Source organism: Massilia endophytica (genome assembly GCF_021165955.1).
GTDB lineage: Bacteria > Pseudomonadota > Gammaproteobacteria > Burkholderiales > Burkholderiaceae_D > Rugamonas > Rugamonas endophytica.
On sequence record NZ_CP088952.1, the window covers coordinates 2,361,681 to 2,387,056 of the forward strand.

At 62.1% G+C, this 25,376-nt stretch carries 26 protein-coding genes; 5 read left to right on the top strand and 21 right to left on the bottom strand.

Annotated features, from left to right (window positions below; genetic code table 11):
* Positions 1-6: 6 nt before the first annotated feature.
* The 6 genes from LSQ66_RS10495 to rpsB form a co-directional block, all read right to left on the bottom strand.
* Positions 7-840, bottom strand: coding sequence for a phosphatidate cytidylyltransferase (locus LSQ66_RS10495; RefSeq protein ID WP_231769723.1), 834 nt, complete (start codon positions 838-840; stop codon positions 7-9).
* Positions 840-1,595 carry a polyprenyl diphosphate synthase gene (gene uppS, locus LSQ66_RS10500; RefSeq protein WP_231769724.1) on the bottom strand — a complete coding sequence of 252 codons (756 nt, stop codon included), beginning with the start codon at positions 1,593-1,595 and terminating at the stop codon, positions 840-842. Before uppS ends, LSQ66_RS10495 begins: the two co-directional genes overlap by 1 nt.
* Before the next feature lie 78 nt (positions 1,596-1,673).
* Positions 1,674-2,234, bottom strand: coding sequence for a ribosome recycling factor (frr, locus tag LSQ66_RS10505; protein WP_231769725.1), 561 nt, complete (start codon positions 2,232-2,234; stop codon positions 1,674-1,676).
* 31 nt (positions 2,235-2,265) lie between these two features.
* The gene (gene pyrH, locus LSQ66_RS10510) at positions 2,266-2,982 is read right to left on the bottom strand and encodes a UMP kinase (protein WP_231769726.1); all 717 of its coding nucleotides are present in this window, start codon (positions 2,980-2,982) and stop codon (positions 2,266-2,268) included.
* Between the two features lie 158 nt (positions 2,983-3,140).
* Complete coding sequence (gene tsf, locus LSQ66_RS10515; RefSeq protein WP_231769727.1) at positions 3,141-4,055, bottom strand: translation elongation factor Ts; 915 nt, start codon at positions 4,053-4,055, stop codon at positions 3,141-3,143.
* A 141-nt stretch (positions 4,056-4,196) separates the two neighbouring features.
* Positions 4,197-4,949, bottom strand: a complete 753-nt coding sequence (gene rpsB, locus LSQ66_RS10520; protein ID WP_231769728.1) for a 30S ribosomal protein S2 — start codon at positions 4,947-4,949, stop codon at positions 4,197-4,199.
* 281 nt (positions 4,950-5,230) lie between these two features.
* Here rpsB and LSQ66_RS10525 point away from each other — a divergent pair, with 281 nt between their 5' ends.
* Positions 5,231-6,028, top strand: coding sequence for an MHFG family PEP-CTERM protein (locus tag LSQ66_RS10525; RefSeq protein ID WP_231769729.1), 798 nt, complete (start codon positions 5,231-5,233; stop codon positions 6,026-6,028).
* Positions 6,029-6,037: 9 nt separating this feature from the next.
* Here LSQ66_RS10525 and LSQ66_RS10530 read toward each other — a convergent pair whose 3' ends face one another.
* The 8 genes from LSQ66_RS10530 to LSQ66_RS10565 all read right to left on the bottom strand — a co-directional run bounded on the left by LSQ66_RS10530 (position 6,038) and on the right by LSQ66_RS10565 (position 11,117).
* A complete protein-coding gene (locus LSQ66_RS10530) occupies positions 6,038-6,364 on the bottom strand; it encodes an energy transducer TonB (RefSeq protein ID WP_231769730.1) in 327 nt (108 codons plus the stop codon).
* Positions 6,365-6,545: 181 nt separating this feature from the next.
* The gene (locus LSQ66_RS10535; protein WP_231769731.1) at positions 6,546-7,016 is read right to left on the bottom strand and encodes an RES family NAD+ phosphorylase; all 471 of its coding nucleotides are present in this window, start codon (positions 7,014-7,016) and stop codon (positions 6,546-6,548) included.
* Positions 7,016-7,579: an antitoxin Xre-like helix-turn-helix domain-containing protein gene (locus LSQ66_RS10540; RefSeq protein ID WP_231769732.1), complete on the bottom strand. Its 564-nt coding sequence runs from the start codon at positions 7,577-7,579 to the stop codon at positions 7,016-7,018. The genes LSQ66_RS10535 and LSQ66_RS10540 overlap by 1 nt, the downstream gene beginning before the upstream one ends.
* Positions 7,580-7,706: 127 nt before the next feature.
* A complete protein-coding gene (locus tag LSQ66_RS10545; RefSeq protein WP_231769733.1) occupies positions 7,707-8,087 on the bottom strand; it encodes a hypothetical protein in 381 nt (126 codons plus the stop codon).
* Between the two features lie 2 nt (positions 8,088-8,089).
* Positions 8,090-8,578 carry a penicillin-insensitive murein endopeptidase gene (locus LSQ66_RS10550; protein ID WP_231769734.1) on the bottom strand — a complete coding sequence of 163 codons (489 nt, stop codon included), beginning with the start codon at positions 8,576-8,578 and terminating at the stop codon, positions 8,090-8,092.
* A 15-nt stretch (positions 8,579-8,593) separates the two neighbouring features.
* The gene (locus LSQ66_RS10555; protein ID WP_231769735.1) at positions 8,594-9,085 is read right to left on the bottom strand and encodes an Hcp family type VI secretion system effector; all 492 of its coding nucleotides are present in this window, start codon (positions 9,083-9,085) and stop codon (positions 8,594-8,596) included.
* 124 nt (positions 9,086-9,209) lie between these two features.
* Complete coding sequence (locus LSQ66_RS10560) at positions 9,210-9,869, bottom strand: DUF3226 domain-containing protein (protein WP_231769736.1); 660 nt, start codon at positions 9,867-9,869, stop codon at positions 9,210-9,212.
* Positions 9,870-9,872: 3 nt separating this feature from the next.
* A complete protein-coding gene (locus LSQ66_RS10565) occupies positions 9,873-11,117 on the bottom strand; it encodes an AAA family ATPase (protein WP_231769737.1) in 1,245 nt (414 codons plus the stop codon).
* A 109-nt stretch (positions 11,118-11,226) separates the two neighbouring features.
* On the opposite strand from LSQ66_RS10565, the gene map reads away from it, so the two are divergent.
* The 4 genes from map (at position 11,227) to LSQ66_RS10585 (ending at position 16,298) form a co-directional block, all read left to right on the top strand.
* Positions 11,227-12,042 carry a type I methionyl aminopeptidase gene (gene map / locus LSQ66_RS10570; protein ID WP_231770090.1) on the top strand — a complete coding sequence of 272 codons (816 nt, stop codon included), beginning with the start codon at positions 11,227-11,229 and terminating at the stop codon, positions 12,040-12,042.
* Positions 12,043-12,050: 8 nt separating this feature from the next.
* Positions 12,051-14,636, top strand: coding sequence for a [protein-PII] uridylyltransferase (locus LSQ66_RS10575; protein WP_231769738.1), 2,586 nt, complete (start codon positions 12,051-12,053; stop codon positions 14,634-14,636).
* Positions 14,636-15,385, top strand: a complete 750-nt coding sequence (locus LSQ66_RS10580; protein ID WP_231769739.1) for a pseudouridine synthase — start codon at positions 14,636-14,638, stop codon at positions 15,383-15,385. Before LSQ66_RS10575 ends, LSQ66_RS10580 begins: the two co-directional genes overlap by 1 nt.
* A gap of 139 nt (positions 15,386-15,524) precedes the next feature.
* Positions 15,525-16,298 carry a PilZ domain-containing protein gene (locus tag LSQ66_RS10585; RefSeq protein ID WP_231769740.1) on the top strand — a complete coding sequence of 258 codons (774 nt, stop codon included), beginning with the start codon at positions 15,525-15,527 and terminating at the stop codon, positions 16,296-16,298.
* Positions 16,299-16,314: 16 nt separating this feature from the next.
* Here the strand turns inward: LSQ66_RS10585 and LSQ66_RS10590 are convergent, their stop codons facing one another.
* The 7 genes from LSQ66_RS10590 to ligA form a co-directional block, all read right to left on the bottom strand.
* Complete coding sequence (locus LSQ66_RS10590; RefSeq protein ID WP_231769741.1) at positions 16,315-17,937, bottom strand: serine hydrolase domain-containing protein; 1,623 nt, start codon at positions 17,935-17,937, stop codon at positions 16,315-16,317.
* Positions 17,938-17,995: 58 nt separating this feature from the next.
* Positions 17,996-18,808: an aldo/keto reductase gene (locus tag LSQ66_RS10595; RefSeq protein WP_231769742.1), complete on the bottom strand. Its 813-nt coding sequence runs from the start codon at positions 18,806-18,808 to the stop codon at positions 17,996-17,998.
* Positions 18,805-19,509 (bottom strand): hypothetical protein, encoded by a 705-nt coding sequence (locus tag LSQ66_RS10600; RefSeq protein WP_231769743.1) that lies wholly within the window; start codon positions 19,507-19,509, stop codon positions 18,805-18,807. The genes LSQ66_RS10595 and LSQ66_RS10600 overlap by 4 nt, the downstream gene beginning before the upstream one ends.
* 5 nt (positions 19,510-19,514) lie before the next feature.
* The gene (locus LSQ66_RS10605; RefSeq protein ID WP_231769744.1) at positions 19,515-21,506 is read right to left on the bottom strand and encodes an OPT family oligopeptide transporter; all 1,992 of its coding nucleotides are present in this window, start codon (positions 21,504-21,506) and stop codon (positions 19,515-19,517) included.
* Positions 21,507-21,607: 101 nt separating this feature from the next.
* Positions 21,608-22,144 carry a peptide deformylase gene (def, locus tag LSQ66_RS10610; RefSeq protein ID WP_231769745.1) on the bottom strand — a complete coding sequence of 179 codons (537 nt, stop codon included), beginning with the start codon at positions 22,142-22,144 and terminating at the stop codon, positions 21,608-21,610.
* The gene (gene galU, locus LSQ66_RS10615) at positions 22,131-23,027 is read right to left on the bottom strand and encodes a UTP--glucose-1-phosphate uridylyltransferase GalU (RefSeq protein ID WP_231769746.1); all 897 of its coding nucleotides are present in this window, start codon (positions 23,025-23,027) and stop codon (positions 22,131-22,133) included. The genes def and galU overlap by 14 nt, the downstream gene beginning before the upstream one ends.
* A 5-nt stretch (positions 23,028-23,032) precedes the next feature.
* Complete coding sequence (ligA, locus tag LSQ66_RS10620; protein ID WP_231769747.1) at positions 23,033-25,372, bottom strand: NAD-dependent DNA ligase LigA; 2,340 nt, start codon at positions 25,370-25,372, stop codon at positions 23,033-23,035.
* Between the last annotated feature and the right edge of the window lie 4 nt (positions 25,373-25,376).

Genomic DNA, 25,376 nt, shown 5'->3' on the forward strand with positions numbered 1-25,376 from the left:
TTCCTTTTACAGCCAGCCGCCAATCAGCGCGGCCACCGGCAGCACGGGGACCAGGGCATCGATGCGGTCCAGCACTCCGCCGTGGCCGGGCAGCAGGTTGCTGCTGTCCTTCATGCCAGCGCGGCGCTTGAGCTGCGATTCGAACAGATCGCCCACCACGGAGGCGGCCACGATCACGGTCAGCACGGCCAGGGTGACGCCCCAGCCCAGTTTCGCCTGCATCTGCACGGCGAAGGTATCCTGCAGCAGCGGCACGGCGCCTGCGGCCAGGATGGAAGCGGTAGCCAGCACCAGCACGGCGATCCAGCCGCCGATGGCGCCCTCCCAGGACTTGCCCGGCGAGATGGACGGCGCCAGCTTGCGCTTGCCGAAGGCCTTGCCCGCAAAGTAGGCGCCGATGTCGGCCACCCACACCACGGCCATGGCCGAGAGCAGGTACACGGGCGAATGGCGGAACAGCACGAGGATGGCGACGAAGCAGGCCACCAGGGCTACCGCATACACCATGCTCAGCATCGTGTTGCCGAAGCCTTCGGCGGGCGGCAGGCCCAGCTTGAGCGAAGGCGCGAAGCGGACCAGCCAGATGGCCATGCCGAGCAGCAGCCAGAGGCGCGCCTGTTCCAGGCCCTGGTTGAAGAAGAAGGTGTACACGAAGGCCGCCGTCCAGAACACGGCCACGATGAGCGCGGCCTTGTTCTTGAAGAGCCGGAAGGCTTCCCACACGGCCGCGCCGAAGAACAGGGTCACCACCACGGCCACGGCCGGGTAATAGCCGGAAAACAGGACGGCCAGCAGGACGACCAGCAGGATGACGGCGGTAATGATCCGGGTTTTCAGCATCAGGTGGTCGTTTTCTCAGCCAGTTGGTCGCCGGTGCGGCCGAAGCGCCGCTCCCGGTTCTGGTAGGACGCAATGGCCTCGTCCAGCCGCTCGGCGGTGAAGTCGGGCCAGTAGGTGTCCGTAAAATACAGCTCGGTATAGGCCAGCTGCCACAGCAGGAAGTTGGAGATGCGCTCCTCGCCGCCGGTGCGGATGAACAGGTCCGGCTCCGGCGCGTAGGCCATGGACAGGTGGGGCGCGAGCTGCTCCTCGGTAAAGTCGGTCACGCCCGGGTGGGTCGCCACCATCTTGCCGATCGCCTGCATGATATCCCAGCGCCCGCCATAGTTGGCGCACACGGTCACGGTCATGCGGGTGTTGTTGGCCGTCTTGCGCTCGGCGGCGGCGATCATTTCCTGCAGCTTGGGCTCGAAGCGCGTGAGGTCGCCCACCACCTTCAGGCGGATATTGTTGGCGTGCATCTTCGAAACTTCGCGCTCCAGCGCGGTGACGAAGAGGCGCATCAGCAGCGACACTTCCTCTTCCGGGCGGCGCCAGTTCTCGGAGCTGAAGGCGAACACCGTCAGGTATTCGATGCCGCGGCGGGCGCAGGCCTCCACCACGTCGCGCACCGCTTCGACGCCCTTCACATGGCCGGCCACGCGCGGCAGGAAGCGCTTGGTGGCCCAGCGGCCGTTCCCGTCCATGATGATCGCCACATGGCGCGGCACCTTGGGCGCATCCGGCACTGTCGTCGTCGAACTCGTATATTTCATCGGCTCTTCCAAAGCGTCATTCCCGCGCAGCCGGGGGTGCAAGATGCACCGCCGCCTGCGCGGGAATGGCGGATATGCTTAGACGGTCAGGACTTCTTTTTCTTTTTCGGCGACGATCTTGTCGATGTCGGCGATGGCCTTGTCGGTCAGCTTCTGCACGTCGTCCTGGGCGCGGCGCTCTTCGTCTTCCGAAATGGCCTTGTCCTTGACCAGCTTCTTGAGCTGCTCGTTGGCGTCGCGGCGGATGTTACGCACGGCGATCTTCGCGTCTTCCGCTTCGCTCTTGCACAGCTTCACCATTTCCTTGCGGCGCTCTTCGGTCAGCGGCGGGGTCGGCACGCGGATCTGGTCGCCCTGGGAGGAAGGATTCAGGCCCAGGTCCGCCTCGCGGATGGCCTTCTCGATGGCGGCGGCCATCTTCTTCTCGAAAGGCTGCACGCCGATGGTGCGGGCATCGACCAGGGTCAGGTTGGCCACCTGGTTGATGGGGGTGGGGTTGCCGTAGTAGTCGACCGTTACGTGGTCCAGGATGCCGGTGTGGGCACGGCCCGTGCGCACCTTGGCCAGATCGCCTTTCAGCGTTTCCAGCGACTTGCTCATTTTGTCTTGTGCGTTCTTCTTGATGTCAGCGGTGGACATTGCTGCTCTCCTGTTACTTGGAATATATATTTTAAACGTGAACCAGTGTACCCTCTTCCTCGCCCATAATCACGCGCATCAGCGCGCCGGGCTTGGTGATGGAAAACACCTTGATGGGCAGCTTCTGGTCGCGGCACAGCGCAAAGGCGGTGGCGTCCATGACCTGCAGGTGCTTGGCGATGGCTTCGTCGAAACTGATGGTGTGGAACAGGGTGGCGTTCGGGTCCTTCTTCGGGTCCGCGGTGTAGACGCCGTCGACCTTGGTGGCCTTCAGCACGACCTCGGCCGACACTTCCGAGCCGCGCAGGGCGGCCGCGGTGTCGGTGGTGAAGAAGGGATTGCCCGTACCGGCGGCGAAGATCACAACCTTGCCCTCTTCCAGGTACTGCAGCGCTTTCGGGCGCACATAAGGCTCCACGACCTGCTCGATGCCGATGGCCGACATCACGCGCGCGGTCACGCCCACATGCTTCATGGCGTCGGCCAGGGCCAGGGCGTTCATCACGGTGGCCAGCATGCCCATGTAGTCGGCCGTGGCACGGTCCATGCCCTGGGCGCCGGGCGCCACGCCGCGGAAGATGTTGCCGCCGCCGATCACGACCGCCAGTTCCACGCCCAGCTTCGCCACCTCGGCCACGTCGGCCACCGTCCGCTCGATCGTGGCACGGTTGATGCCGTAAGGATCGTCGCCCATCAGGGCTTCACCGGACAATTTGAGGAGGACGCGCTTGTAGGCTGGTTTTGTCATGAGCTGGGGCTCCTTAATAGATTGGTTCGGTGAGACACCGGCGGCAATGATAAATGATTCACACTCGCCGCCGGGAAAAACTGTACTGCTTTAATTCAGCCTTAAGGCCGGGGAGAGCCCGGCCTTAAAAAAACGGGCCTCGCGGCCCGTTTTCTTTATTACGCTCCTTTGGAAGCAGCCATTTGCGCTGCCACTTCCGCTGCGAAGTCGTCTACCTTCTTCTCGATGCCTTCGCCCACCACGTACATGGTGAATGCCTTCACGGAAGCATTGTTGGCCTTCAGCATCTGCTCGATGGTCTGCTTGTCGTTCTTCACGAAAGCCTGGTTCAGCAGCGACACTTCCTTCAGGTACTTCTGCACGGAACCTTCCAGACGCTTGGCAACGATCTCCGGCGACTGGGCGGGCTTGCCTTCGGCAGCAGCCTTGGCGGCATCTTCGTCGGCCTTGGCCTGGGCGACCGAACGCTCTTTCTCGATCAGTTCAGCAGGCACTTGCTCGGAGGACAGGGCCACCGGCTTCATTGCGGCGATGTGCATGGCCACGTCCTTGCCCACCTGGTCGTCGGCGCCTTCGAACTCGACGATCACGCCGATCTTGGTGCCGTGCAGGTAGGAAGCCAGCTTGGCGCTGGTTTCGAAGCGCTGGAAGCGGCGGATGGACATGTTCTCGCCGATCTTGCCGACCAGGGCGGAACGCACTTCTTCCAGGGTCTGGCCGTTGCCGGTATCCAGGGCCAGCAGGGCAGCCACATCGGCCGGGTTCTTCTCGGCAGCCAGGCGGGCAGCGGTGTTTGCCAGGGCCAGGAAGTCGTCGTTCTTGGCCACGAAGTCGGTTTCCGAGTTCACTTCCACCAGCGCGCCAACCTTGCCGGAGATGTAGGTGGCGACCACGCCTTCAGCGGTGATACGGGCGGAAGCCTTGGCAGCCTTGCCGCCCAGCTTCACGCGCAGAATCTCTTCCGCCTTGCCCATATCGCCATCGGCTTCGGTCAGGGCCTTTTTGCATTCCATCATCGGTGCGTCGGTCTTTGCGCGCAGTTCGCCGACCATTGCTGCAGTAATCGCTGCCATGTAATTCTCCTGTATTCGGTGGGTCGACCGGGGCGGCGCCTTGCGGCAGCCAGCTCATCCGGACATTTTCGTTAAAAAAAAGGGGGAGCCGATGCCACCCCTTTTCAATGCTGAGGCCTGCCTTGCGGCAGGCACGGCCAATTAAGCCTGTTCGTTCACTTCCACGAACTCGTCGCCGCTGGCAGCCTTGATGGACTCCAGGACTTCGGTGGAGGCGTTCGCACGGCCTTCCAGGATCGCGTCTGCCACGCCGCGGGCGTACAGGGTGATCGCTTTGGAGGAGTCGTCGTTACCAGGGATAACGTAGGTCACGCCTTCTGGCGAGTGGTTGGTATCGACCACGCCGATCACTGGAATGCCCAGTTTCGCAGCTTCGGTCACGGCGCCCTTGTGGTAGCCAACGTCCACCACGAAGATTGCGTCCGGCACACCGCCCATATCCTTGATGCCGCCGATGGACTTCTGCAGCTTGTCCAGCTCGCGGCGGAACAGCAGGGCTTCCTTCTTCGACAGCTTCTCGACGGAACCGTCTTCGATGGCGGCTTCCATGTCTTTCAGGCGCTTGATCGAGGTCTTGATGGTCTTGAAGTTGGTCAGCATGCCGCCCAGCCAACGCTGGTCGACGTAAGGCACGCCTGCGCGCTGCGCTTCAGCGGCGATGATGTCACGGGCTTGACGCTTGGTGCCAACCAGCAGGATGGTGCCGCGGTTAGCAGCGATCTGACGCACGGTCTTCATCGCTTCCTGGTACATGCCCAGGGTTTTTTCCAGGTTGATGATGTGAATTTTATTGCGGTGGCCGAAGATGAACGGAGCCATCTTTGGGTTCCAGAAACGGGTTTGGTGGCCGAAATGGACGCCGGCTTCCAGCATTTCACGCATCGTTACAGACATTATTAACTCCAGGGTTGGGTCTGGAATCCACTCAGTCACCCTTGCGGGCACCCTTGTAGAGAGGATTCGAGTTTATTAACAATAAGAAATTTACTGCATTGCCCGGACACCTATCCGAGCAACCCGAGATTCTACTCTGAAAACGCCCCTTCGGGCAAGCCTCCTTAGCTCTGCGGTAACGCAAGCGGACTTGACGAAATCCACACTAAGTATTTCCTCTCGGACTATGATGACTTAAAGACATATCTTTTTTGCAACTCAATTGTCGAGAGGAATCTACCATGAGCCTGATCCTCGCCGCCGCCGTCGTTGCCCAGAGCTGCGCCTGGGACCAGCCCGGTCACAACCCCTACACGGGTTCACCAGAAGCCGCCCTCGCCCACTACAAGGACATTCCGCCTGCGCAGCGGCGTGCACTGGCCGAGAAAATAGCTCAGGGCAGAACGGATGACGAGGTGGAGATCAGCCGAAACGGCATTTCCGGCAAGAAGCGGCAGTACTATCCGGAGATCAAGGACATGCATTTCGGCGCAGGCAAGGTCTGCCGCGACATCACACGGAAGAAATGGAAGCTGGAGCACCGCGAGCCCGGGGCGGTGTACTGCACGGTGGACCACTGCGTGATGGTGCCCAGGGTCTGCGGCAACATCAGCCGGGTGACGCCCCGGCCGCTGGGCGGCGGCCCTCTGCTCGGCTCACTCCATCCCGCGCGCGGCCGATTGCTGCCCGCCGCCCCACCGCAGACGCCCATCTACGACGTATCCGGCCCCTCGGGCGAGGAACCGGAGCTGGCCGTGCCAAGGTACTATCCCATCGACGAGCGGTACGGCAGGCCCGCTCCCGCCCGGGACGAGCATTACGCCCTCGGCCGCTTCCCGGGCGGCATCGCCTCCCTGCCCGTGCCGGGCTACCCGGGTCCGGGCCGCGACACCATCTCTCCCATTCCCGAACCTGCCAGCTGGTCGCTGCTGCTCTACGGCTTCCTCTGCCTTGGCCTGCACCCGCTCAAAAGGTTTATCGCGCGAAAGCAAAGGCAGAGGCGAATGCGGATGGGCCGCCAGCTGGCGCAGCGTCCGTAGGCTTGCGCGTTAATTGATGACCCAGCTGTATTGAACCTTGATCCAGCCCGGGGTAATCTGGCCATCCTTGGCGGCCGGTTTGAACTTGCATTTGCTGCCTGCGCGCAGGGAGGCCTTGTCCAACGCCCGGTAACCGCTCGATTCGATGAGTTCAGCATCCGTCACGCTGCCGTCGGCCCCTACCAGCAGCTTCATCGTGACATCGCCCTGCTGATCATCGTCCAGCCAGCTCATCAGGTACTCCGGGACTTCACAGGCGTTCCTATCCAGCCGGGCCTGCAGGCCGGCGGCCGAGGCCTGCCCGGACAGCATGCACACGAACAACAGCGATGCCACAGCACTGCTACGAAGGTGGGTCAACATAATTCCTCCCGCTTGGTCAGATGAAACGATTGATTGGATCGAACGAAATCTGGCGTTACGGATTGAATATAGTGCAGCGCACCATATCTTTGAAATTTATTGTTTGATTACCTATCATTCATGGCGCGCATAATACAAGCGACTTACGGCGCACTCAGGGGAAGAAGCGCGGGTCGTAGATCCATTTGCGGACCGTTGTGGCGACGATTGAGGCCGAATTGGCGTGCGCCGGATTGATGAGTATGTTGTATTCGTCAGGCACGATAACGGAGGGCACCTGCAGTAGGGCTGCGGCGTTGGATGCGATCCATGCATCGCCCGCCATGCTGGCCGTTACTCCAGCCGGGATGGCGTCCCATCCGCCGGGCAAGGGATCGAGCACCGTACGCTTTTCCCAGACGGCGTCAGGTATGTCTACCCGCACCAGGTAGCGGTCGTACGGGAGCGTGCCCCCGCGAAGGTAATGAACAGTCTCCAAAGTCGCCAGCGCGATGTTCGCGGCACAGTACACGACATGCGTGCCCTTGCTGTTCCAGCGCCCGCCCGTCAACTTGGCGCCAGTACCGGTCAGATCGTTGGCGGGGTATGTCGGCGCCTCGACCGAAATCCGCCATACCGGAACCATTACGCGTACGCCCCGCTTTGGGTCATGGCGAGCAGGTCCGCCACCATTCTCTGCCCCTCGAAGGTATCCATGTAGCTCGCCGGCGTTTCACCCCCAAGTGCTGGCAAGGGCCCCGCCAGCCACTCCGATAGCCAGCGCGCCGCATCGAAATGAACCGGATCGCCCGACTCCTCGACCATCCGCTGAACCATGCCAATCATCGACTCGACGCCCAGCACCCGTTCAGATTCATCCTTGGACAGCAGCGCGGCCGCCCTCTCCTTTCGGCTGATCGTCGCGCGCGACAAACCCAGGCTGGACAGCAAGGCCTCCTTGGGCATGCCCATGCGGGCAGAAAGACTGCCTACCGAGGAAGCAGGTATGCCCTGCCGGATAATTGAAATGCGAGATTGGGGATCGAAGAGATGGAGCTTCTGAGCCTCGACGACCGTCACCACCTTGCGCGCGGCAGGAGTTGCCGCTTTCGCGCGCGTCGAAGCGCCGCCATCTGCAGCCTTGGCCTTCTTCACGTGGACGTCCCGCAACGGCGCAGCAGCTTTCGACGCGGGTTTTGCGCTTGCCATAGTCGCCTCCTTTGAGACTTAAATATAGCTCAAATGAGACATGGCGCAAAATAGCAGCTGCCCGATATGCGCTGCAAAGGCCGAAAATCTTGCGCTCGTTGCGATCAGCTTGGTTTAATCTAGCACTTCAGCAGATGGAACCGGGGATGCTTTTCCCCGTCCGTAGATCAAATCCAAAGTGGCAGGTGTAGCCGTTCTCTCTCGTGTGCACACAGTCGATATCACCCTTTCGGCGCTCCCGGTAATGCGGGGCGGAGCTGCATGCCTCGGCCTCCTTGACGTCTGGCCCGATGCTCTGAAACAGTTCTTTTGCCGCCTGCCCCTTGAGCATAAACGCAGATTTTCGCTCCGGCGGCTTCGGAGGAGCCATTTCCGACAAAGACCCTGAATAGACTTGATAGCTGCCGGTGAAAGCCTTGTACTCCTCACTCCACCGCTTGTCTTCGCTGGCCCAGGCCAAGGAGGATAAGCACGTCACACCAATTGAGAACGAGAGAATATGCCGCATAGTCAGATCCTGATCTTCACGTGGAAATGGTCGTCATGGTCGACCAGAGAGCGCACGCGCCCCGGAATGGCATGCTGCACTCTCTCGTCGTTGAAGTAGATTGCGGACACGCTGGGATGATTGGCAAAGAGCCGAATCAGCTTGGTCGTGGCCTCAAGATCGTATGCCGCGTCGAATCGCGACACACGTGCACTCTGTCCCACCAGCTTATCGCGCCGCACTGGTCGAAGGTCTACGTCAATGCCTTGCTGGTGGCCACGATGCTTAGGATATTCCTTTCCGTCAGCAAGACTGATGTTCCCTATTCCGAACTTCCTGTCATCCATTGCCTGCCATTCCCTCTCGATCAGGAAAAGCACGGACAACAGCGCTGGATGGGCAAACTGGCCCCGGCCGCGGTCGGGGACTCCGTACACGTAATAACCTGCCTGCTCAGGCGCCTGGGGAAGTACAAAGTATCCACGCGAGTCTTTGGGTTGGACTTCAAGCATGCTGGGCTCGCGTCGTCAGATGATCTTGTTGGCAGAGGCATCCCAGCCGCCAGCAGTATTGCCACCTGCACCGCCGCTGATGTTCTGCTGGGTGTATTTCCACCTGACCTTCGAGAACTTGAGCGCCACGTTCTCATACATGATCTTGCCCGCCCCAACGCTTGGAGCGACATGGCCGATCAGTACGTTTTCCAACTCGATCTCGTAATACTTGATTCGTTCGCCCTGTCCATCGGCTCTCATGAACTCGATCCGCGCTTTCGGGATCGTCCTGCCTGCAGCGCAGGTCTGGGCCAAAATGGGTGAGGAAAGGTCCGCCAGTTTGACGAAGCTGATCTCAGACAGCTCTGCACGTTCCGCGGTATGACCACCTCCTGTGGAGGCAGTGGCGGAGCGCGGCTGCGATATCGACCAGCCCACCGATTCGCATTCGATCCAGTCCTTGTGGCGGTCGTCGCGAGATTCACCTCGAATACCTTCGATGTGAAGATATACGTCAATTGCCATATAACCCTCCTGAACGAAAAATCAGTATGGTTACTTATCAACGCAGGACTCACGTTGATACTCCGCAATAATCCCGTTAGGAAAACTTCAAGAGCTCAAATAGCCTGCAACCGCCGACTAGGAACTAGCTATACATTTGTTGGAGCCAGCTGCATAACTGAGGAAATTTATCTGCTGTCACGTCAACAACATCACGCTCGACCGCCTTTTCTAGTGGCATTCCCGCCCACTTCTGCCACGCTAGCCAAGTCGACAGTACGGCCTTATCCGTATGCGTTTTATTAAATAGGGGCTCTTTGATACCTTGAACAGCTTTCTTCGCGTGAGCTAATAGCGGTTTCTGGCCTTGCTCAGCGGCAGCGATGATCAAAGACTCAGCCATTCCATCGTTATGATGGTCTGGCATGACCCAAAATCCGCATTTAGCTGAGAAGTTACTGTGTTCGTGCATCTCACCGCGCCCAACCACCTGTGCCAACGATAGCGAATGAGAGAAACCATGCTCACCAAACTTCTGAACAAGCATATTTCGCCTTACATGAAATCCATGTTGATCAGGATAGTCGGCGTCAAGCACAACGCCAATTCGTTCGTACGTCCCCACAGGAACGCGCTTCAGCGTCACTCCCAATGCAGCTTTTAAATTATCCACGCCATTTCCACCACCACCTTCCATGTCACGCGGCGGATAGATCTCCACACCCGAAAGTCGTATTTTCTTAAGCAGAGTAGCAAAGAACAATTTATCCGTTTCACCCTCAACAATCAAAATTTTCTTGCTCATAACTCATCTCAGCTCAATATCACTTTTTGAGGCAAAATAAAGCTCACGCTCATCGTAAAGAGTCGCAATGGTTCGTTCGTCATCTTTGAATCCAACGGATTTCGCCAGATGGATTCCCATTCCGTATCCGTCGTGCTCTTTCGCCATATCTGCGAAAGCTCGCACAGTGTCAGAACTATGTGTTGTAGCAAACACCTGCACGTTCAATTTTCCGGCATGGTAGAAAATCGAGTCCCAGATCTTCCTTTGAATTGAATAATGCAATCCGTTCTCAAATTCATCAATCAGCAATATCCCATCGCGCGCCGCGTAGAGGCTCAGAATTATTTGCAATAACCGAAGAATACCATCACCTGAACTAGCAAGAGGCATTCGATTCTGTGAATCGCTCATCTTCAAAAGAGCCGTTCGCCTCGGCTGCCCCATAGAACGCCGACCAAATTGACGATAGTCGCCCTGATCAACAAATACAAGTCCTTCAATTCTGCTATCAATAACGCGCAACGCATCTACCACAACATCTTCAAAATCAGTAAGCGCAACTCGGTCCCACATCCATCCGATTTCAGCCACTGCCAGCATTCTCGTAGGGACATAACTATAAGGAATTGTCGGCATTCCAGAAAACCATCTTTCCGACAGTCGACGGGCCGACAAAGAACTCCCATCACTTGGCAACTCATCCAGATTTAGGTAAGAACGAAGCAAGCGCGACTCAGGAGTCCTCGCTCGTACGAGCAAAACAGGCGTTAGAGCATCAAACTCTGCAAGCTTCCTTAATTCAATGTCATCCGTAATAAAGCGGCGACGAATATGAGGCTCCACTCCATCCTCGGCCTCCTTAACATCTGCGACCTCTGAGAGCCAAGCCCGTGTGATCTCAACAAAATTTATGGGCTTGCTTTCGCCAATATAAATTCCCGGATCTCCCAATTCGTTATATCGTCGGCCGAAAAACATACTTTCAAAAATCTCACTCTCCAGCAGTGAGGTAGACATTTCTCGCGAATCAAAAGACGTTTCACCTCGTGCGATGGCGATTTCATTCAACAAATTCGGGTCAGCACGACCACAGTACACTCTAAGGGCCTCAAGCAATGTACTCTTGCCCGCGTTATTTCCACCCATTATTAAATTTACATTACCAAGCCTTTCGATATCCATACTCTCTATCGAGCGGTAATTTCGAATCATTAGGCTATCCAGCATTTTTAACCCCGCGATTATTGATTTGTTCACTAAGCGCATTGTCACACACTCCTGATAGCCCGTCGAGTCATCCTCTAATGGTCGCAAAGACTCCTTTCCTTGCGTGCCTCGTTTATAATGAATGCCTTACGTGACCCACTTCCACCACATGTCCATCAATATCAAAACCGCCGAAGACATCGCCGGCATGCGCGTCGCAGGCCGCCTTGGCGCCGAAGTTCTCGACTACATCACGCCCTTCGTCAAGGCGGGCGTCACCACGGGCGAGCTGGATCGCCTGTGCCACGAGTACATGACCAATGTGCAGGGCACCATTCCCGCCCCGCTGAACTACTGCCCGCCGGGCTATACGCCCTATCCCAAAGCCATCTGCACGTCGGTGAACGATGTGATCTGCCACGGCATCCCCGGCGACAAGGTGCTGAAGAACGGCGATGTGGTGAACCTGGATATCACCGTCATCAAGGACGGCTACCACGGCGACAACAGCCGCATGTTCTTTATCGGCGAGCCATCGATCCTGGCCAAGCGCCTGTCGGACATCACCTATGAATGCATGTGGCTCGGCATCCAGAAGGTGAAGCCGGGCGCGCATTTCGGCGATATCGGCTACGCCATCCAGCAGCACGCGGAGAAGGCTGGCTACAGCGTGGTGCGCGAGTTCTGCGGCCATGGTATCGGCAAGGTGTTCCACGAAGAGCCGCAGGTGCTCCATTACGGCAAGCCTGGCACGGGCGACATCATGCAGCCGGGGATGATCTTCACCATTGAGCCGATGATCAATGCGGGCCGCCGCGAGATCCGCGAGATGAACGATGGCTGGACGATCAAGACCAAGGACCGCAGCCTCTCCGCCCAGTGGGAGCACACGATCCTGGTGACCGAAACCGGCTACGAGGTGCTGACGATGTCCGAAGGCACGCCTCCTCCGCCTGCCTTCGTCACCGCGCAAAAAGCCGCCTGAGCCCGCGCATGGGCGCTTCCGATATCAAGAACGGCGGCCTGCGCGAGCAATTGAAGGCGCGCCTGAAGTCCGACCGGCAGGTGGTCGTCGACACCTTCCGCGCGGACGGCAAGCCGGAGAAGCTGCTGATCGGCCTGCGCCAGTCCGTCGATGCGGTGCTGAGCACTGCGTGGGACGCTGCCGCCCTGCCCGAAAACACGGCGCTGGTGGCCGTGGGCGGCTACGGCCGCGGCGAGCTTTTCCCCTACTCGGACGTGGATGTGCTGATCCTGCTGCGCGAAGCGCCGGATGAAGCCGCGCGCCACAAGCTGGAAGAACTGGTGCAGTTGCTGTGGGACCTGGGCCTGGAAGTGGGCCACAGCATCCGCACGGTTGACGAGTGCCTGAGCGAGTCGAAGGCGGATATCACGGTGCAAACCAGCCTGCTGGAAGCGCGCCTCGTCACCGGCAGCCGCGCGCTGTTCGAGGAGCTCCAGCAGCGCTATAACGAGGCGATGGATCCGCAGGTATTCTTCCACGCGAAGATCAGCGAGATGCGCCAGCGCCACGCGAAGTATGAGGACACGCCCTTCGCCCTGGAACCGAACTGCAAGGAGAGTCCCGGCGGCCTGCGCGACCTGCAGGTGATCCTGTGGGTGGCGAAGGCGGCGGGCCTTGCGAATTCCTGGCGCACGCTGGCCACGCGCAACCTCATCACGCGCGAGGAAGCGCGGCACCTGATGGAGAAGGAGCGCGCCTTCAAGGATATCCGCGTGCGCCTGCACCTGCACGCCGGCCGCCGCGAGGACCGGCTGGTGTTCGACGTGCAGACGGCCATCGCCGAATCGCTCGGCCTTGCTGCAACGGGCGAAGGCGTCGACATGCGCCGCGCCAGCGAATACCTGATGCAGCGCTATTACTGGGCGGCGAAGACGGTCACCCAGCTCAATACCATCCTGGTGCAGGACATCGAAGCGCACCTGTTCCCGCAAGGGTATTCGTCGGTACCGATCAACGAGCGTTTCAACGACGTGAATGCCTTCATCGACATCAGCTCGGACGATGTGTTCCAGAAGTCGCCTTCCGCGCTGCTGGAGATGTTCGTGCTGATGACGGAGCATCCTGAGCTGAAGGGCATGACGGCCCGCACCATCCGCGCCATGTGGAACGCCCGCAACCTGATCGACGACGAATTCCGCGCCGACCCGGTGAACCGCGCCTACTTCCTGCGCATCCTGCAGGCGCCGCAGGGCATCATCCATGCGCTGCGCCGCATGAACGAGTTCTCCATCCTGGGCCGCTACCTGCCGAACTTCCGCAAGATCGTGGGCCAGATGCAGCATGACCTGTTCCACGTGTACACGGTGGACCAGCATATCCTCATGGTGGTGCGGAACATGCGCCGCTTCACGATGACGGAGCATGCGCACGAGTACCCCTTCTGCAGCCAGCTGATGGCGAACTTCCCCCAGCACTGGCTGCTGTACGTGGCCGCCCTCTTCCACGATATCGCCAAAGGCCGCGGCGGCGACCATTCGAAACTGGGCGTGGCGGACGTGGAGCAGTTCTGCCGCGACCACGGCATCGGCAAGGAGGACACGGAGCTGGTGGCCTTCCTCGTGGAGCAGCACCTCACCATGTCGCAGGTGGCGCAGAAACAGGACCTGTCCGATCCCGACGTGATCGAGAACTTCGCGAAGACGGTACGCGACGAGCGTCACCTGACGGCGCTCTACCTGCTCACGGTGTCGGATATCCGCGGCACGAGCCCGAAGGTGTGGAACGCCTGGAAGGCGAAGCTGCTGGAAGACCTGTACAAGATGACGCTGCGCGTGCTGGGCGGCGAGCCGCACAACGCGGACCGGGAACTGAAGAACCGCCAGCAGGAGGCCCTGGCCACGCTGCGCCTCTACGGCCTGCCGCCGGACGCGCACGAGGCCCTGTGGAGCCAGCTGGATGTGGCCTACTTCCTGCGCCACGACGCTTCCGACATCGCCTGGCAGACGCGCGCCCTGTACGACCGCCTGAACAGCGAGAAGCCGGTGGTGAAGTGCCGCCTGGCGCCCATCGGCGAAGGCCTGCAGATTGCCGTCTATATCAAGGACCAGCCGGACCTGTTTGCGCGCATCTGCGGCTATTTCGACCGCAAGAACTTCAGCATCCTGGATGCGAAGATCCACACCACGAAGCACGGCTACGCCCTCGATACCTTCCTGGTGACGGAGCAGAGCTTCGCCAAGAGCTACCGCGATATCATCAGCCTGATCGAGCACGAGCTGTGCGAGCTGCTGCAGTCCAGGCAGCCGCTGGCCCCGCCGAGCAAGGGCCGCCTGTCGCGCCTCTCGCGCACCTTCCCCGTGCAGCCCACGGTGGACCTGCGGCCGGACGAGCGTGGCCAGTACTATCTGCTGTCGGTGACGGCGAATGACCGTACCGGCCTGCTGTACTCCATCGCCAACGTGCTCACGAAATACAAGGTCAACCTGCATACCGCCAAGATCATGACGCTGGGCGAACGCGTGGAAGACGTCTTCCTGGTCGATGGGGCCTCGCTCGCCAACGCGCGTACCCAACTCCAGCTTGAAACCGATTTACTGGAAGCTTTGAAAGTCTGATGTCCGAAGAATTGCTACGCCTGTCCAAGCGCATGTCCGAACTGGGCCTGTGTTCCCGCCGCGAGGCCGACGAATGGATCGCCAAGGGCTGGGTGAGGGTCGATGGGAAGGTGGTGTCCGAACTGGGCACCAAGGTCTACCCGAGCCAGAAGGTGACCGTGGAGCGCCAGGCCGCGGCCGAACAGTCCAAGCGCGTCACCATCCTGATCAACAAACCCATGGGCTATGTAAGCGGCCAGGCGGAAGACGGCTACACGCCCGCGGTGGCCCTCGTGAAGCCGGAGAACCGCTGGAGCGAGGACAAGGCCCCCGAACAGTTCCATCCCACGCAGCTGCGCAGCCTTGTCCCGGCCGGGCGCCTGGACATCGATTCGGTCGGCCTGCTCGTGCTCACCCAGGACGGGCGCATCGCCAAGCACCTGATCGGCCATCATACGGAGATCGACAAGGAATACCTGGTGCGGGTGCAGTACACGAAGCCGGGCAAGCTGCCGGACGCGGATCTGAAGAAGCTGAACCATGGCCTGTGGATGGACGGGAAGCCCCTGCTGCCGGCCAAGGTGCGCTGGCAGAACGAGGACCAGCTGAGCTTTACTTTGCGCGAAGGCAAGAAACGCCAGATCCGGCGCATGTGCGAAATGGTTGGGCTGAGGGTGATCGGGCTCAAACGCGTGCGTATAGGAAAGGTTAAATTGGGGGAGTTACCTCCCGGTCAATGGCGCTACCTCCTTCCCGAGGAAAAGTTCTAATAGACGGATTTACAACACTCCCGTGACATTGTCACGAATACACTGTTATTCTTTCTTTTTTGCAAGCCAAAACCGGGATTTGGCTGTAAAGTAGAGGAAAGCAGTGAGTTTGTTGTCTATAGCAAAGAAGCCGAGCGACGTGAACGATCAATCCAATTTTGTCCGCAAAGGACCGCCCACCGTCAAGGATGCGGCGCCCCTTATTCCGGCCGGTAACACGCCGGACGAGATGACCTCGGAAGACGAGATCGGCGAATCGCTGGCCGAGATTTGCGACAACGGCGATGCCGTCGCCATCTACCATCCCTCGAAGGACGAGCCGATCATGGCCCGCATCGACTTCGTCCATCCCAAGGATCCGGAGTTCGAGCTGGACCTGGTGGAGCCGGAGCCCCTGCCCGCCGGCCGCCTGAAGTTCGTGGCCTGGCTGAAGGACGCCCGCTTCCAGTTCGAACTGAACCAGGAGTCCTACCCGCCCACGAAGGGCGACTGGCACAAGGTGGTGGTGCCCTTCCCCGAGAAGGCGCTGGTGATGAACCGCCGCAGCACGCCACGCTTCGAAACGCCGCTGGGGTCGGCCTTCATGGCTTCCTTCGTGCTGAATGGCCGCTCCTACGAACTGCAACTGTACGATTTTTCCTCGGGCGGCATTGCCATGCGCGCGCAGCCGCGCGAAACCCGCGGCCTGCTGCGGGGGCGCAAGCTTGACCGCGTGCGCCTGGAGCTCGGTCCCGAAACCGTGATCATCGTGGACATCGAGATCCGCATGGTCCGCACCTTCAAGTCCTTCCTGCTGGGCGAGCAGGTGCAGATCGGCTGCATGTTCATCAACGTCGATGCCGAAACCCAGGAAGAGATCGACCGCCTCCTCCTGCGCATGAAAACCATGGAAGAGAACAAGGCCAAGAGCTGATTGGCCTTGCTGCTCCTTATGGCGCCGCAGCTTCCCGCGTCACCCTGATCGCTTTCCCGTTCTGATGCAGGACCATGGCATTGACTGCCTTGTCCTCGCCCCGCTCGAACTGGAACTCTGCCGCCACCACATCCGCCGCGAAGCGGTCCGCCTTGCCGGGTAGAGGGTACACTCCGAGCATCGGCTGGCGGTTCAGGCGGATGCGCATCTGGCCATCATCGGCCTGCACCTCGAAATCCAGCGGGTCCGTTCCTTCCATTCCCTTGTAATGCCCTGCGAAGGCTTCTTTCGTCACCCACGCCACTTTTGCGGCCGTAGGCGGCGCCTCGGCGCTTAACGTACCAGTCAGGACGTTGCCTCTCTGGCGCAGCGTCAGGCTGGCGATCTTGCCGTCCTGGCGGGCGAACGCGAATTCCGCGCCTGCCTTCTCGAGCACAAAGGTGTCGGCGCCGCTCGGGGTCACCGCGTTGAAACTCTGGCCCGTCATGCGGATGTACACCATGCCGTCCTGTGCCACCACCGTCATGGCCAGCTTGGGCGAAATGCGGAACACGCCGGCGTATTCGCCGGGGTTCGCCGGCGGCGCCGCTGCCGCTGTCGCCGCGAGCTTGTAGCGTTCGGCCAGCACGGCTTCCGACACCTTCTCGACCGGCGCGCCACCGTTCGAGGCGAGCACGATCACCGCCTCCTGTGTATCGGGCAGGATCATCCAGTGCGCCTTGTAGCCGCCGGTGGCGCCGCCATGGTAGTAGCTGCGCTTGTCCGCCGGGCCGCGCATCATCACGGCGTAGCCTATCTCACCGCCAGCAAACTTCGCCAGCGGCTGCAGAGCGCGTTCTGCCGCGGCGCCGAGCGGGCCATTGCGCCCGGCCAGCATGGCGCGGCTGAACCTGAGCATGTCCGGCGCCGTGGAACGCAGCGAGCCCGCGCCGGCGAAAGCCTGGAAGGTCCAGGGCGAGACTTCCCTCTTCCCGCTGTAGGGCTTCGCCAGCCGCGCCTCTTTGGCGCCAAGGTGCTGCATGGTGTCGCTCATGCCCAGTGGCGCCGCGATGCGTTCCACGACCAGCGTTTCCCAAGGTTTGGCGTAACGCTCCGAGAGCAGTTCTCCCAGCACGGCAACGCCGTAGTTGCTGTACTCGCCTTCGCAGGGCGGCGGCTGTTTCAACTCCGTTTCGGCGAGGGCTTTCCACAGCATGGCGCGGTCGACGTCCGCGTAAGGGTCCTTCATGTCGTCGCTCCACGCGCCCTTCGGCAGGCGCGGGAGGCAGGAAGTATGCGTGACCAGCTGGCGCAGCGTAATACCCGCCACCTCCGGGCGCAGCGGCGCCTTGCCCGCGAGGAGCTTGCCCAGCGTGTCGTCCAGGGACAGCTCGCCCTTCTCCACCGCCTGCGCCAGCAGCAGGCCGGTGAATACCTTGCTGATCGAGCCGATCTCGAACAGCTGCGGCTGCGCGTCCGTTTCGCTGAACGATTCAACGCCGCCACGCAGCACGCCCACTGCGACCTTGCCGGGCAAGGCGCCGCGCACCTCGGCGGCCAGCTGGTTCGGGTCCGTTTTCAGATCGAGCGCTGCTGCATGCAGCGCCGGAAGGACGGCGGCTAGCGCGATGAAAGCTGCGCGGAGATAGGTCACTTGCATTGGTCTGCCTTTCGTCAATGATAAAGACAGCGCAAGCATAGCGCGAATGGCTCGGCTTTTACAGCATATCGAGGGGCGTGGCGCGGCGCGGAGGCGGGAAGGATTTGTCGAGGGCCGCGAGGTCGGCGGCGGTGAGGCGGATGTCGAGGGCGGCACGGTTGGCGCGGATGTGCTCGGGCCTCATGGCCTTCGGGATAGCGACAACGCCCTCCTGGTGCGCCAGCCAGGCCAGGGCGATCTGCGCGGGCGTGGCGCTGTGCTGCTGCGCGAGCTGCTGCAATACCGGCTCGGCGAGGAAACGCTGCTGCTCCTTGCGGTCCGATTCGAGCGGCGAATACGCCATGACCGGAATGCCGCGCTCGCGGCACCAGGGCAGCAGGTCCCATTCGATGCCGCGCCGTTTCAGGTTGTACAGCACCTGGTTCGCCATCACGGCGCCTTTCAGTGCAAGCGCTTCTTCCATGTCCGCGGTGTCGAAGTTGCTCACTCCATAGTCGCGGATCTTGCCGTCGCGCTTGAGCCGCTCAAAGCCTTCCAGCGTTTCCGCCAGCGGCACATTGCCGCGCCAGTGCAGCAGGTAGAGATTGAGATAGTCCGTCTTCAGGCGCTTCAGGCTGCGCTCGCAGGCCTGCACCACACCGCGCCTCGTCGCATTGTGGGGATAGACCTTGCTCACCAAATAGACCTGGGAACGGCGGTCCGCGATCGCCTCGCCCACCACTTCCTCCGCGCCGCCATCGGCGTACATCTCCGCCGTGTCGATCATGGTCATGCCGAGGTCCATGCCCAGCTGGAGCGCGTGCACCTCCTCGCTCCGCCTTGCCGGATCTTCGCCCATATTCCATGTGCCCTGGCCGAATTGAGGTGTCATAGTCCGAATGCCCGTACAGAGAGAGTGTAGGTAAAGGCGAAGAGGAAAAGCACATAGAGCAGCAGCAGCGGCATGGAGAGCGCCGCGAACGCTTTTGGGGGCAGCTTCTTCTGGAGCAGGTTCATGGCCAGGTCGAAGCCGAAGGACAGCAGGAAGAGCAGCAGCGGGGCCTGCCAGTAGAGCAAGGCCGCGACAAGGCCCTCCTCCATCGCGTTCCAGCCCCGGTAGCCTTTCAAGACCATGGCCGCGGCCACGAAGGTGAACGGCGCCGCCACGAGGTGCATGGCCAGCTTGAAGGCCGCGAAGTCGCCCGGTGCGGGCGGCTTTGTTTTCAGGATGTTCCCGAAGAAGTAGCGCAGGGCTTCCGGCCGGCGCAGCCAAAGCACGCCAAGGCCCGCCGCGAAGGGCAGCAGCGCCGCCAGGAACAGCACCAGCATCGAAGAATAAGGGAGGTAGGCCGCATCCAGCAGGGTTTGCAGCTGCGGAGGCTCGCCGAGGGCGGCCACCTTGAACATCACGAGCATCTGCGCGGCGAGCAGGCTGCCGACGCACAGCTTGAGGATAAAGCCGATACGGGGAAGGAACATCAGGCCCTCGGTGACCAGCAGGAATACTGCGCAGGCCAGCAGCAGCCTCCAGGGAGACGCTGCCAGCAGGCCGAGGGCATCTGCGGCGGCGCGCAGCAGATCGAGCGCCGCCATGGGGATCAGGCCTCGATTCGGCGCGCCGAGTTGGAGGACCAGCGGTACAGCCCGACCACGATGGCTGCCGCAACGGCGATGGCGATCATCATGCCGACCGATTCCTCAATGCCCTTGCCTAAGGCCAGGGGCTCGCCGGTGCCGGTGGCGATGATCAGGCCCGCCAGCGCCACGTTGAACAGGCTCTCGCCCACGATGAAGCCGGACATCACCAGCACGGCCACGCGCTTCGCGGATTCGCCATAGCTCTTGCTGTTCATGGCCTTCTCGAAGAAGTAGCCGCCCAGCGCGCCCACCACCACCGGCGCGGTCACGGCCGAAGGCAGGTAGATCGCCAGGCCCACGCCCAGCGGCGGCAGGCTGTACTTGTGGTTCGACGTGGACTTCAGGATGAAGTCCACCGCCACGAGGGCCAGGCCAATCAGGGCGCCATAGCCCACCAGGTGCCACGGCAGGTCGCCGCCGATAACGCCGCGCGCCAGGGTGGAGATCAGGGTTGCCTGCGGTGCGGCCAGGGGCGTGTCCGAAATCGCGTTCTGGTTCGGCGCGCCGGCGAAGCCGTAGGCGTGGTTCAGCATTTCCAGCACTTTCGGCACCACGGCGGAACCGGCGAACACGCCGATGATCAGCGCGGTCTGCTGCTTCCATGGGGTTGCGCCCACCAGCTGGCCGGTCTTCAGGTCCTGCAGGTTGTCGTTACCGATCACGGCAACGGCCAGCACCACGGTGGTGACGAACAGCGCGAAAGCGATCATGGCCTGCGCGGTTTCCGGGCCCATGATGGCGCGGCCCACCATGCCCACGCTCAGCGCGGCGCCCAGCACGGTGAGGATGGCGAGGCCGGACACTGGAGAATTCGAGGAGCCGATCAGGCCAGCCATGTAGCCGCAGACGGCTGCAGCCAGCATGCCCGCCACCAGGATGTAGCCGATGCCTACGGCCACCAGCGGCGTGGACAGCGATTCCAGCGGACCGCCGGTCAGGAAGGAAGCCAGCAGCCAGCCCGCAGGCACCATGGAGATCAGGGTCACCAGGCCGACGATGAAGATCGGCATGTCGCGGTCTTCGCGCGGCACGCCCGCGCCGCCGGATTTGGCGTTGCGGCTGGCGGCCAGTGCCGACTTCAGGCCGCCCACCACCGGCTTGGCCAGGGTGGCGAGCGTGATGATGGCGGCGGCGCCGATGGTGCCTGCGCCCATCATGCGCACCTGGGTGCTCCACACGCGCAGCGCGTGGTCGGCAGCCGATGCGCCTTCGGCCATCGGGGTAATGGAGGTCAGGAGCGGAACCAGCACGGCCCAGGCGATGACCAGGCCGGCCAGCATGGCCACGCCCACGGTAATGCCCATCAGGTGGCCCGCGCCGATCAGCGCCAGGGAACCCGATGCGCCAAGGCCGGTTGCGCCGGTGCCTGCGCCGAAGCGGAAGTAGTGCGAGACCTCGCCGGCGATCAGCTTCATGGCGGCCAGCAGGGCGAAGAAGGCGGAAGCCACGGTGCCCAGTACCACGGCCTTCAGGCCCGCCTTGCCTTCCTGTGCGCCGGAGCGCGATGCGGTGCCCACTTTCAGCACTTCCGCGGCAGCCACGCCTTCAGGATATGGCAGGTTCGATTGGGAGACCAGTGCGCGGCGCAGCGGCATGGTGTACATCACACCGAGCACGCCGCCGATGGCGCAGGCGCCGAAGGTCGGCCAGAACGGCACTTCCGCCCACCAGCCGATCATCAGCAGGCCTGGAACGACGAAGATCACGGATGCCAGGGTGCCCGCCGCCGAAGCGATGGTCTGGACGATATTGTTTTCCTGGATGGTCGCGTCCTTGAAGGCGCTCAGAAGAGCCATCGAGATCACGGCGGCGGGGATGGAGGTCGCGAAGGTCAGGCCCACTTTCAGGCCCAGATAGACCTGGGCGGCCGTGAAGACCAGTGTGATCAGGATGCCGAGGGCAATGCCCCGGGCGCTAAATTCCAGCGGATTTGACGACGACGGTTGGTTCATCCTGGGGTCTCCGTACGTTATATAGGGTTAAGCTGGCCCGGATATTACGCCAGAATTGCGCCGCCGCCAATGTTCTTTATTTGTATTGTTGCAAGGCCCCGTCAGTCGTCGTCGCCGGGGTCCATGTCCGGAAACATGACCGAGGTGAAGCCGAACTTCGAGAAATCGGTAATGCGCATCGGGTAAAGAATGCCATGCAGGTGGTCCACCTCGTGCTGCACCACGCGGGCGTGGAAATCCTCGGCATCGCGCACAATGGGCTTGCCGTACTGATCGAAGCCTTCGTAGTGCAGGCGCTTGTAGCGCGGCACCAGCCCGCGCAGGCCGGGCACGGAGAGGCAGCCTTCGAAGCCGTCCTCCTTTTCGTCCGTAATCGGCGCGAGCACGGGATTGATCAGCACCGTTTCGGGCACCTGGGGCGCGTCGGGATAGCGGGGATTGGACTTGAAGCCGTAAATCACCAGCTGCAGGTTTACGCCGATCTGCGGGGCGGCCAGGCCGGCGCCGTTGGCCGCATGCATGGTGTCGAACATGTCCGCGATGAGCGCGTGCAGTTCCGGCGTATCGAACTCGCGCACCGGCTCGGCCACGCGCAGCAGGCGCGGGTCGCCCATCTTCAGTATTTCACGCACCGCCATCGCCGCCCCCTTGCATCTGGTTCATGAATTCGCGGAAGCCCGCGCCGGTTTCGGCATGCTTCAGGCCCATGGCCACCGTGGCCTTGAGGTAGCCCAGCTTGGAGCCGCAGTCGTAGCGCTGGCCGTCGTAGCGATAGGCAAGCACCCGTTCATGCTGCAGCAGGCGCGCGATACCGTCGGTCAGCTGGATCTCGCCTCCCTCCCCTGCGCCGATCTGCTCCAGGAATTCGAAGATGCGGTTGGAGAGCACGTAGCGGCCTACCACGGCCAGGGTGGACGGCGCCTTGTCCGGCGCGGGCTTCTCCACGATGCCCGAGACCAGTTCCAGCCGCTCGCGGTAGGCGCTGGCGCTCACGATGCCGTACTGGCGGGTCTGTTCACGCGGCACGTCCTGCACGGCCAGCAGGCTGGCGCGCTCGAATTCGTACTGCTGCGTCATCTGCGCCAGCACGGGGCGCACGCCCTCGGCGGTGTCCATGAAGTCGTCCGCCAGCAGCACGGCGAAGGGTTCGCTGCCCACGATGGGCCGCGCGCACAGCACCGCATGGCCCAGGCCCAGCGGCGCGGGCTGGCGGATATAGATGCAGTTCACATGCTTGGGAATCACGTTGCGCACCACTTCCAGGAGCGCCTGCTTGTTGTTCGCTTCCAGTTCCGCTTCCAGCTCGTAGGCCTTGTCGAAATGGTCTTCGATGGCGCGCTTGTTGCGGCCAGTGATAAAGATCATGTCCGTGATGCCGGCGGCGACCGCCTCCTCCACCGCGTACTGGATCAGCGGCTTGTCCACCACCGGCAGCATCTCCTTGGGCTGCGCCTTGGTGGCCGGAAGGAAGCGGCTGCCGAGGCCCGCCACGGGGAATACCGCTTTCCTGATAGGCGCCATGTCCGTCATCCCGTCTGCCCCAGCAAGGCAAGCAGGCCTGCCTCGTCCAGGATGGTGATGCCGAGTTCCTCGGCCTTGGCGAGCTTGCTGCCTGCTTCGGCGCCCGCCACCACGTACGATGTTTTCTTCGACACCGAGCCGGAAACCTTGCCGCCCGCCTGCTCGATCAATGCCTGGGCCGCGTCGCGGCTCATGGTCGGCAGGGTGCCGGTCAGGACGAACGTCTTGCCGCTCATTGCCCCTTCCGATTCCGCCACTTCGGGCAGCTGGGCCAGCAGCTCGGTGCGCAGCGCGTCCAGCGCCACAAGGCGCTCGCGGTTCTCCGGCACGGCCATCCATTGCTCCAGCGATGCCGCCACCGCGGCGGGCAGGCCGAATACATCGAAGACCTTGAGCCAGGCCAGCGCTTCCAGCGTGACGCCCTGCTCGATCAGTTGGCGGGCGCGCGGCTCCGTCAGTTTCGGGATATCCAGCGCGGCCAGCAGCTTCACGGGCTCCAGCTTCTCGCGCAACGCCGCCTTGGGCGCATGTTCGCCTTGCGGCGCCACACCCGCGGCCAGCAGCGCATCGATGGCCTGTTGGTTCTTCTCCTCGGCAAAGAAGTCCGCAATCGATTCGGCCACGGTGCCGCCGATATCGGGCAGCACGCGCAGCAGCGCTTCCGGCGCGCGGCGGATCAGCTCGAACTTGCCGAGCCAGTCGGCCAGCGTCTTCGCGGTCGATTCGCCCACGTGGCGAATGCCCAGCGCGAACAGCAGGCGTTCCAGCGGCGGCTTCTTGCTGGCGGCGATGGCGTCGAGCAGATTGTCCGCCCACTTGGTGGCGATCTTGCCCTGCTGGACCGTCTCGGGCGTGGTGCCCTCGCGTTCGTCCGCCAGGCGCTTCATCTTCAGCAGGTCGGCCTGCGTGAGGCCGTACAGGTCCGCCACGCCGTTGACCAGATTGCATTCGACCAGGTTGTCGATATAGCGGTCGCCCAGGCCTTCGATATCCATCATGCGGCGGCCCGCGAAATGGCGGATCGCCTCCTTGCGCTGGGCGGAGCAGAACAGGCCGCCGGAGCAGCGCGCCACGGCCTCGTCCTCCTCGCGCACCACGTGGGAGCCGCAGACCGGACAGGTCTTCGGCAGCACATATTGCGCTGGCTCGGGGCTGGGACGCTTGTCCAGCACCACCGACAGCACCTCGGGAATCACATCGCCCGCGCGGCGCACGATGACGGTGTCTCCGATGCGCACGTCCTTGCGGCGCACCTCGTCCTCATTGTGCAGGGTGGCGTTGGTGACGGTGACGCCGCCGACGAACACCGGCTCCAGGCGCGCGACGGGCGTGATGGCGCCGGTGCGGCCCACCTGCACATCGATGGCCTGCACGACGGTGGTCGCCTCTTCCGCCGGGAACTTGTGCGCCAGGGCGAAGCGCGGCGCGCGCGAAACGAAGCCCAGCGCCCGCTGGTCTTCCACGCGGTTCGTCTTGTACACCACGCCGTCGATCTCGTACGGCATGGCGGGGCGGCCCGCGCCGATCTTCGCGTAATAGGCCAGCAGGCCGTCCTTGCCGCGCACCACGGCGCGCTCCTTCGCCACGGGCAGGCCGAGCTTCTCGTACCAGTCGAGCAGCGCGGCGTGGGTGGACGGCATGTCCGCCCCAACCAGCTCGCCGATGCCGTAGGCGAAGAAGCGCAGCTTGCGCGAAGCCGTAATGCGCGAGTCGAGCTGGCGCAGCGCGCCTGCCGCGGCATTGCGCGGATTGACGAATTCCTTCTGTCCCAGCTCGCGCTGGCGCGCATTCATGGCCGCGAAATCGGCCTTGAACATCAGCACCTCGCCGCGCACGTCCAGCACGGACGGCAGCTTGTCGCCATGCAGGCGCAGCGGAATGCCCTTGATGGTGCGGATATTGGCGCTCACGTCCTCGCCCGTATAGCCGTCGCCGCGCGTGGCGGCCTGCACGAACAGGCCGTTCTCATAGCGCAGGTTGATGGCCAGGCCGTCGAACTTCACTTCGGCCGCGTACTCCACCTCCACGATATCGAGCCCTTCGCGCACGCGGCGGTCGAAGTTCTCGATGTCCTCGTCGCTGAAGCCGTTGTTCAGGGACAGCATGGGCACGGCGTGCGTGACGGCGTCGAACTGCGCCAGCGGCGGCGCGCCGACACGCAGGGTCGGCGAGTCCGGCGCGGCCAGCTCGGGATGGGCCGCCTCCAGCTGCTGGAGTTCGAGGAATAGCTTGTCGTACTCGGCGTCCGGAATGGTGGGCGCGTCGAGCACGTGATAGGCGTGCAGGTGACGGTTCAGCTCCGCCGTGAGCCAGGCAACGCGCTCCGCCGGTGATTTCTCTTTCATCGCC

Excerpts from the sequence above, each read along its gene's own strand:
- LSQ66_RS10495 (WP_231769723.1), bottom strand. The coding sequence starts at position 840 with ATGCTGAAAACCCGGATCATTACCGCCGTCATCCTGCTGGTCGTCCTG.
- uppS (WP_231769724.1), bottom strand. The coding sequence starts at position 1,595 with ATGAAATATACGAGTTCGACGACGACAGTGCCGGATGCGCCCAAGGTG.
- frr (WP_231769725.1), bottom strand. The coding sequence starts at position 2,234 with ATGTCCACCGCTGACATCAAGAAGAACGCACAAGACAAAATGAGCAAG.
- pyrH (WP_231769726.1), bottom strand. The coding sequence starts at position 2,982 with ATGACAAAACCAGCCTACAAGCGCGTCCTCCTCAAATTGTCCGGTGAA.
- tsf (WP_231769727.1), bottom strand. The coding sequence starts at position 4,055 with ATGGCAGCGATTACTGCAGCAATGGTCGGCGAACTGCGCGCAAAGACC.
- rpsB (WP_231769728.1), bottom strand. The coding sequence starts at position 4,949 with ATGTCTGTAACGATGCGTGAAATGCTGGAAGCCGGCGTCCATTTCGGC.
- LSQ66_RS10525 (WP_231769729.1), top strand. The coding sequence starts at position 5,231 with ATGAGCCTGATCCTCGCCGCCGCCGTCGTTGCCCAGAGCTGCGCCTGG.
- LSQ66_RS10535 (WP_231769731.1), bottom strand. The coding sequence starts at position 7,016 with ATGGTTCCGGTATGGCGGATTTCGGTCGAGGCGCCGACATACCCCGCC.
- LSQ66_RS10540 (WP_231769732.1), bottom strand. The coding sequence starts at position 7,579 with ATGGCAAGCGCAAAACCCGCGTCGAAAGCTGCTGCGCCGTTGCGGGAC.
- LSQ66_RS10545 (WP_231769733.1), bottom strand. The coding sequence starts at position 8,087 with ATGCGGCATATTCTCTCGTTCTCAATTGGTGTGACGTGCTTATCCTCC.
- LSQ66_RS10550 (WP_231769734.1), bottom strand. The coding sequence starts at position 8,578 with ATGCTTGAAGTCCAACCCAAAGACTCGCGTGGATACTTTGTACTTCCC.
- LSQ66_RS10555 (WP_231769735.1), bottom strand. The coding sequence starts at position 9,085 with ATGGCAATTGACGTATATCTTCACATCGAAGGTATTCGAGGTGAATCT.
- LSQ66_RS10560 (WP_231769736.1), bottom strand. The coding sequence starts at position 9,869 with ATGAGCAAGAAAATTTTGATTGTTGAGGGTGAAACGGATAAATTGTTC.
- LSQ66_RS10565 (WP_231769737.1), bottom strand. The coding sequence starts at position 11,117 with ATGCGCTTAGTGAACAAATCAATAATCGCGGGGTTAAAAATGCTGGAT.
- map (WP_231770090.1), top strand. The coding sequence starts at position 11,227 with ATGTCCATCAATATCAAAACCGCCGAAGACATCGCCGGCATGCGCGTC.
- LSQ66_RS10575 (WP_231769738.1), top strand. The coding sequence starts at position 12,051 with ATGGGCGCTTCCGATATCAAGAACGGCGGCCTGCGCGAGCAATTGAAG.
- LSQ66_RS10580 (WP_231769739.1), top strand. The coding sequence starts at position 14,636 with ATGTCCGAAGAATTGCTACGCCTGTCCAAGCGCATGTCCGAACTGGGC.
- LSQ66_RS10590 (WP_231769741.1), bottom strand. The coding sequence starts at position 17,937 with ATGCAAGTGACCTATCTCCGCGCAGCTTTCATCGCGCTAGCCGCCGTC.
- LSQ66_RS10595 (WP_231769742.1), bottom strand. The coding sequence starts at position 18,808 with ATGACACCTCAATTCGGCCAGGGCACATGGAATATGGGCGAAGATCCG.
- LSQ66_RS10600 (WP_231769743.1), bottom strand. The coding sequence starts at position 19,509 with ATGGCGGCGCTCGATCTGCTGCGCGCCGCCGCAGATGCCCTCGGCCTG.
- LSQ66_RS10605 (WP_231769744.1), bottom strand. The coding sequence starts at position 21,506 with ATGAACCAACCGTCGTCGTCAAATCCGCTGGAATTTAGCGCCCGGGGC.
- def (WP_231769745.1), bottom strand. The coding sequence starts at position 22,144 with ATGGCGGTGCGTGAAATACTGAAGATGGGCGACCCGCGCCTGCTGCGC.
- galU (WP_231769746.1), bottom strand. The coding sequence starts at position 23,027 with ATGGCGCCTATCAGGAAAGCGGTATTCCCCGTGGCGGGCCTCGGCAGC.
- ligA (WP_231769747.1), bottom strand. The coding sequence starts at position 25,372 with ATGAAAGAGAAATCACCGGCGGAGCGCGTTGCCTGGCTCACGGCGGAG.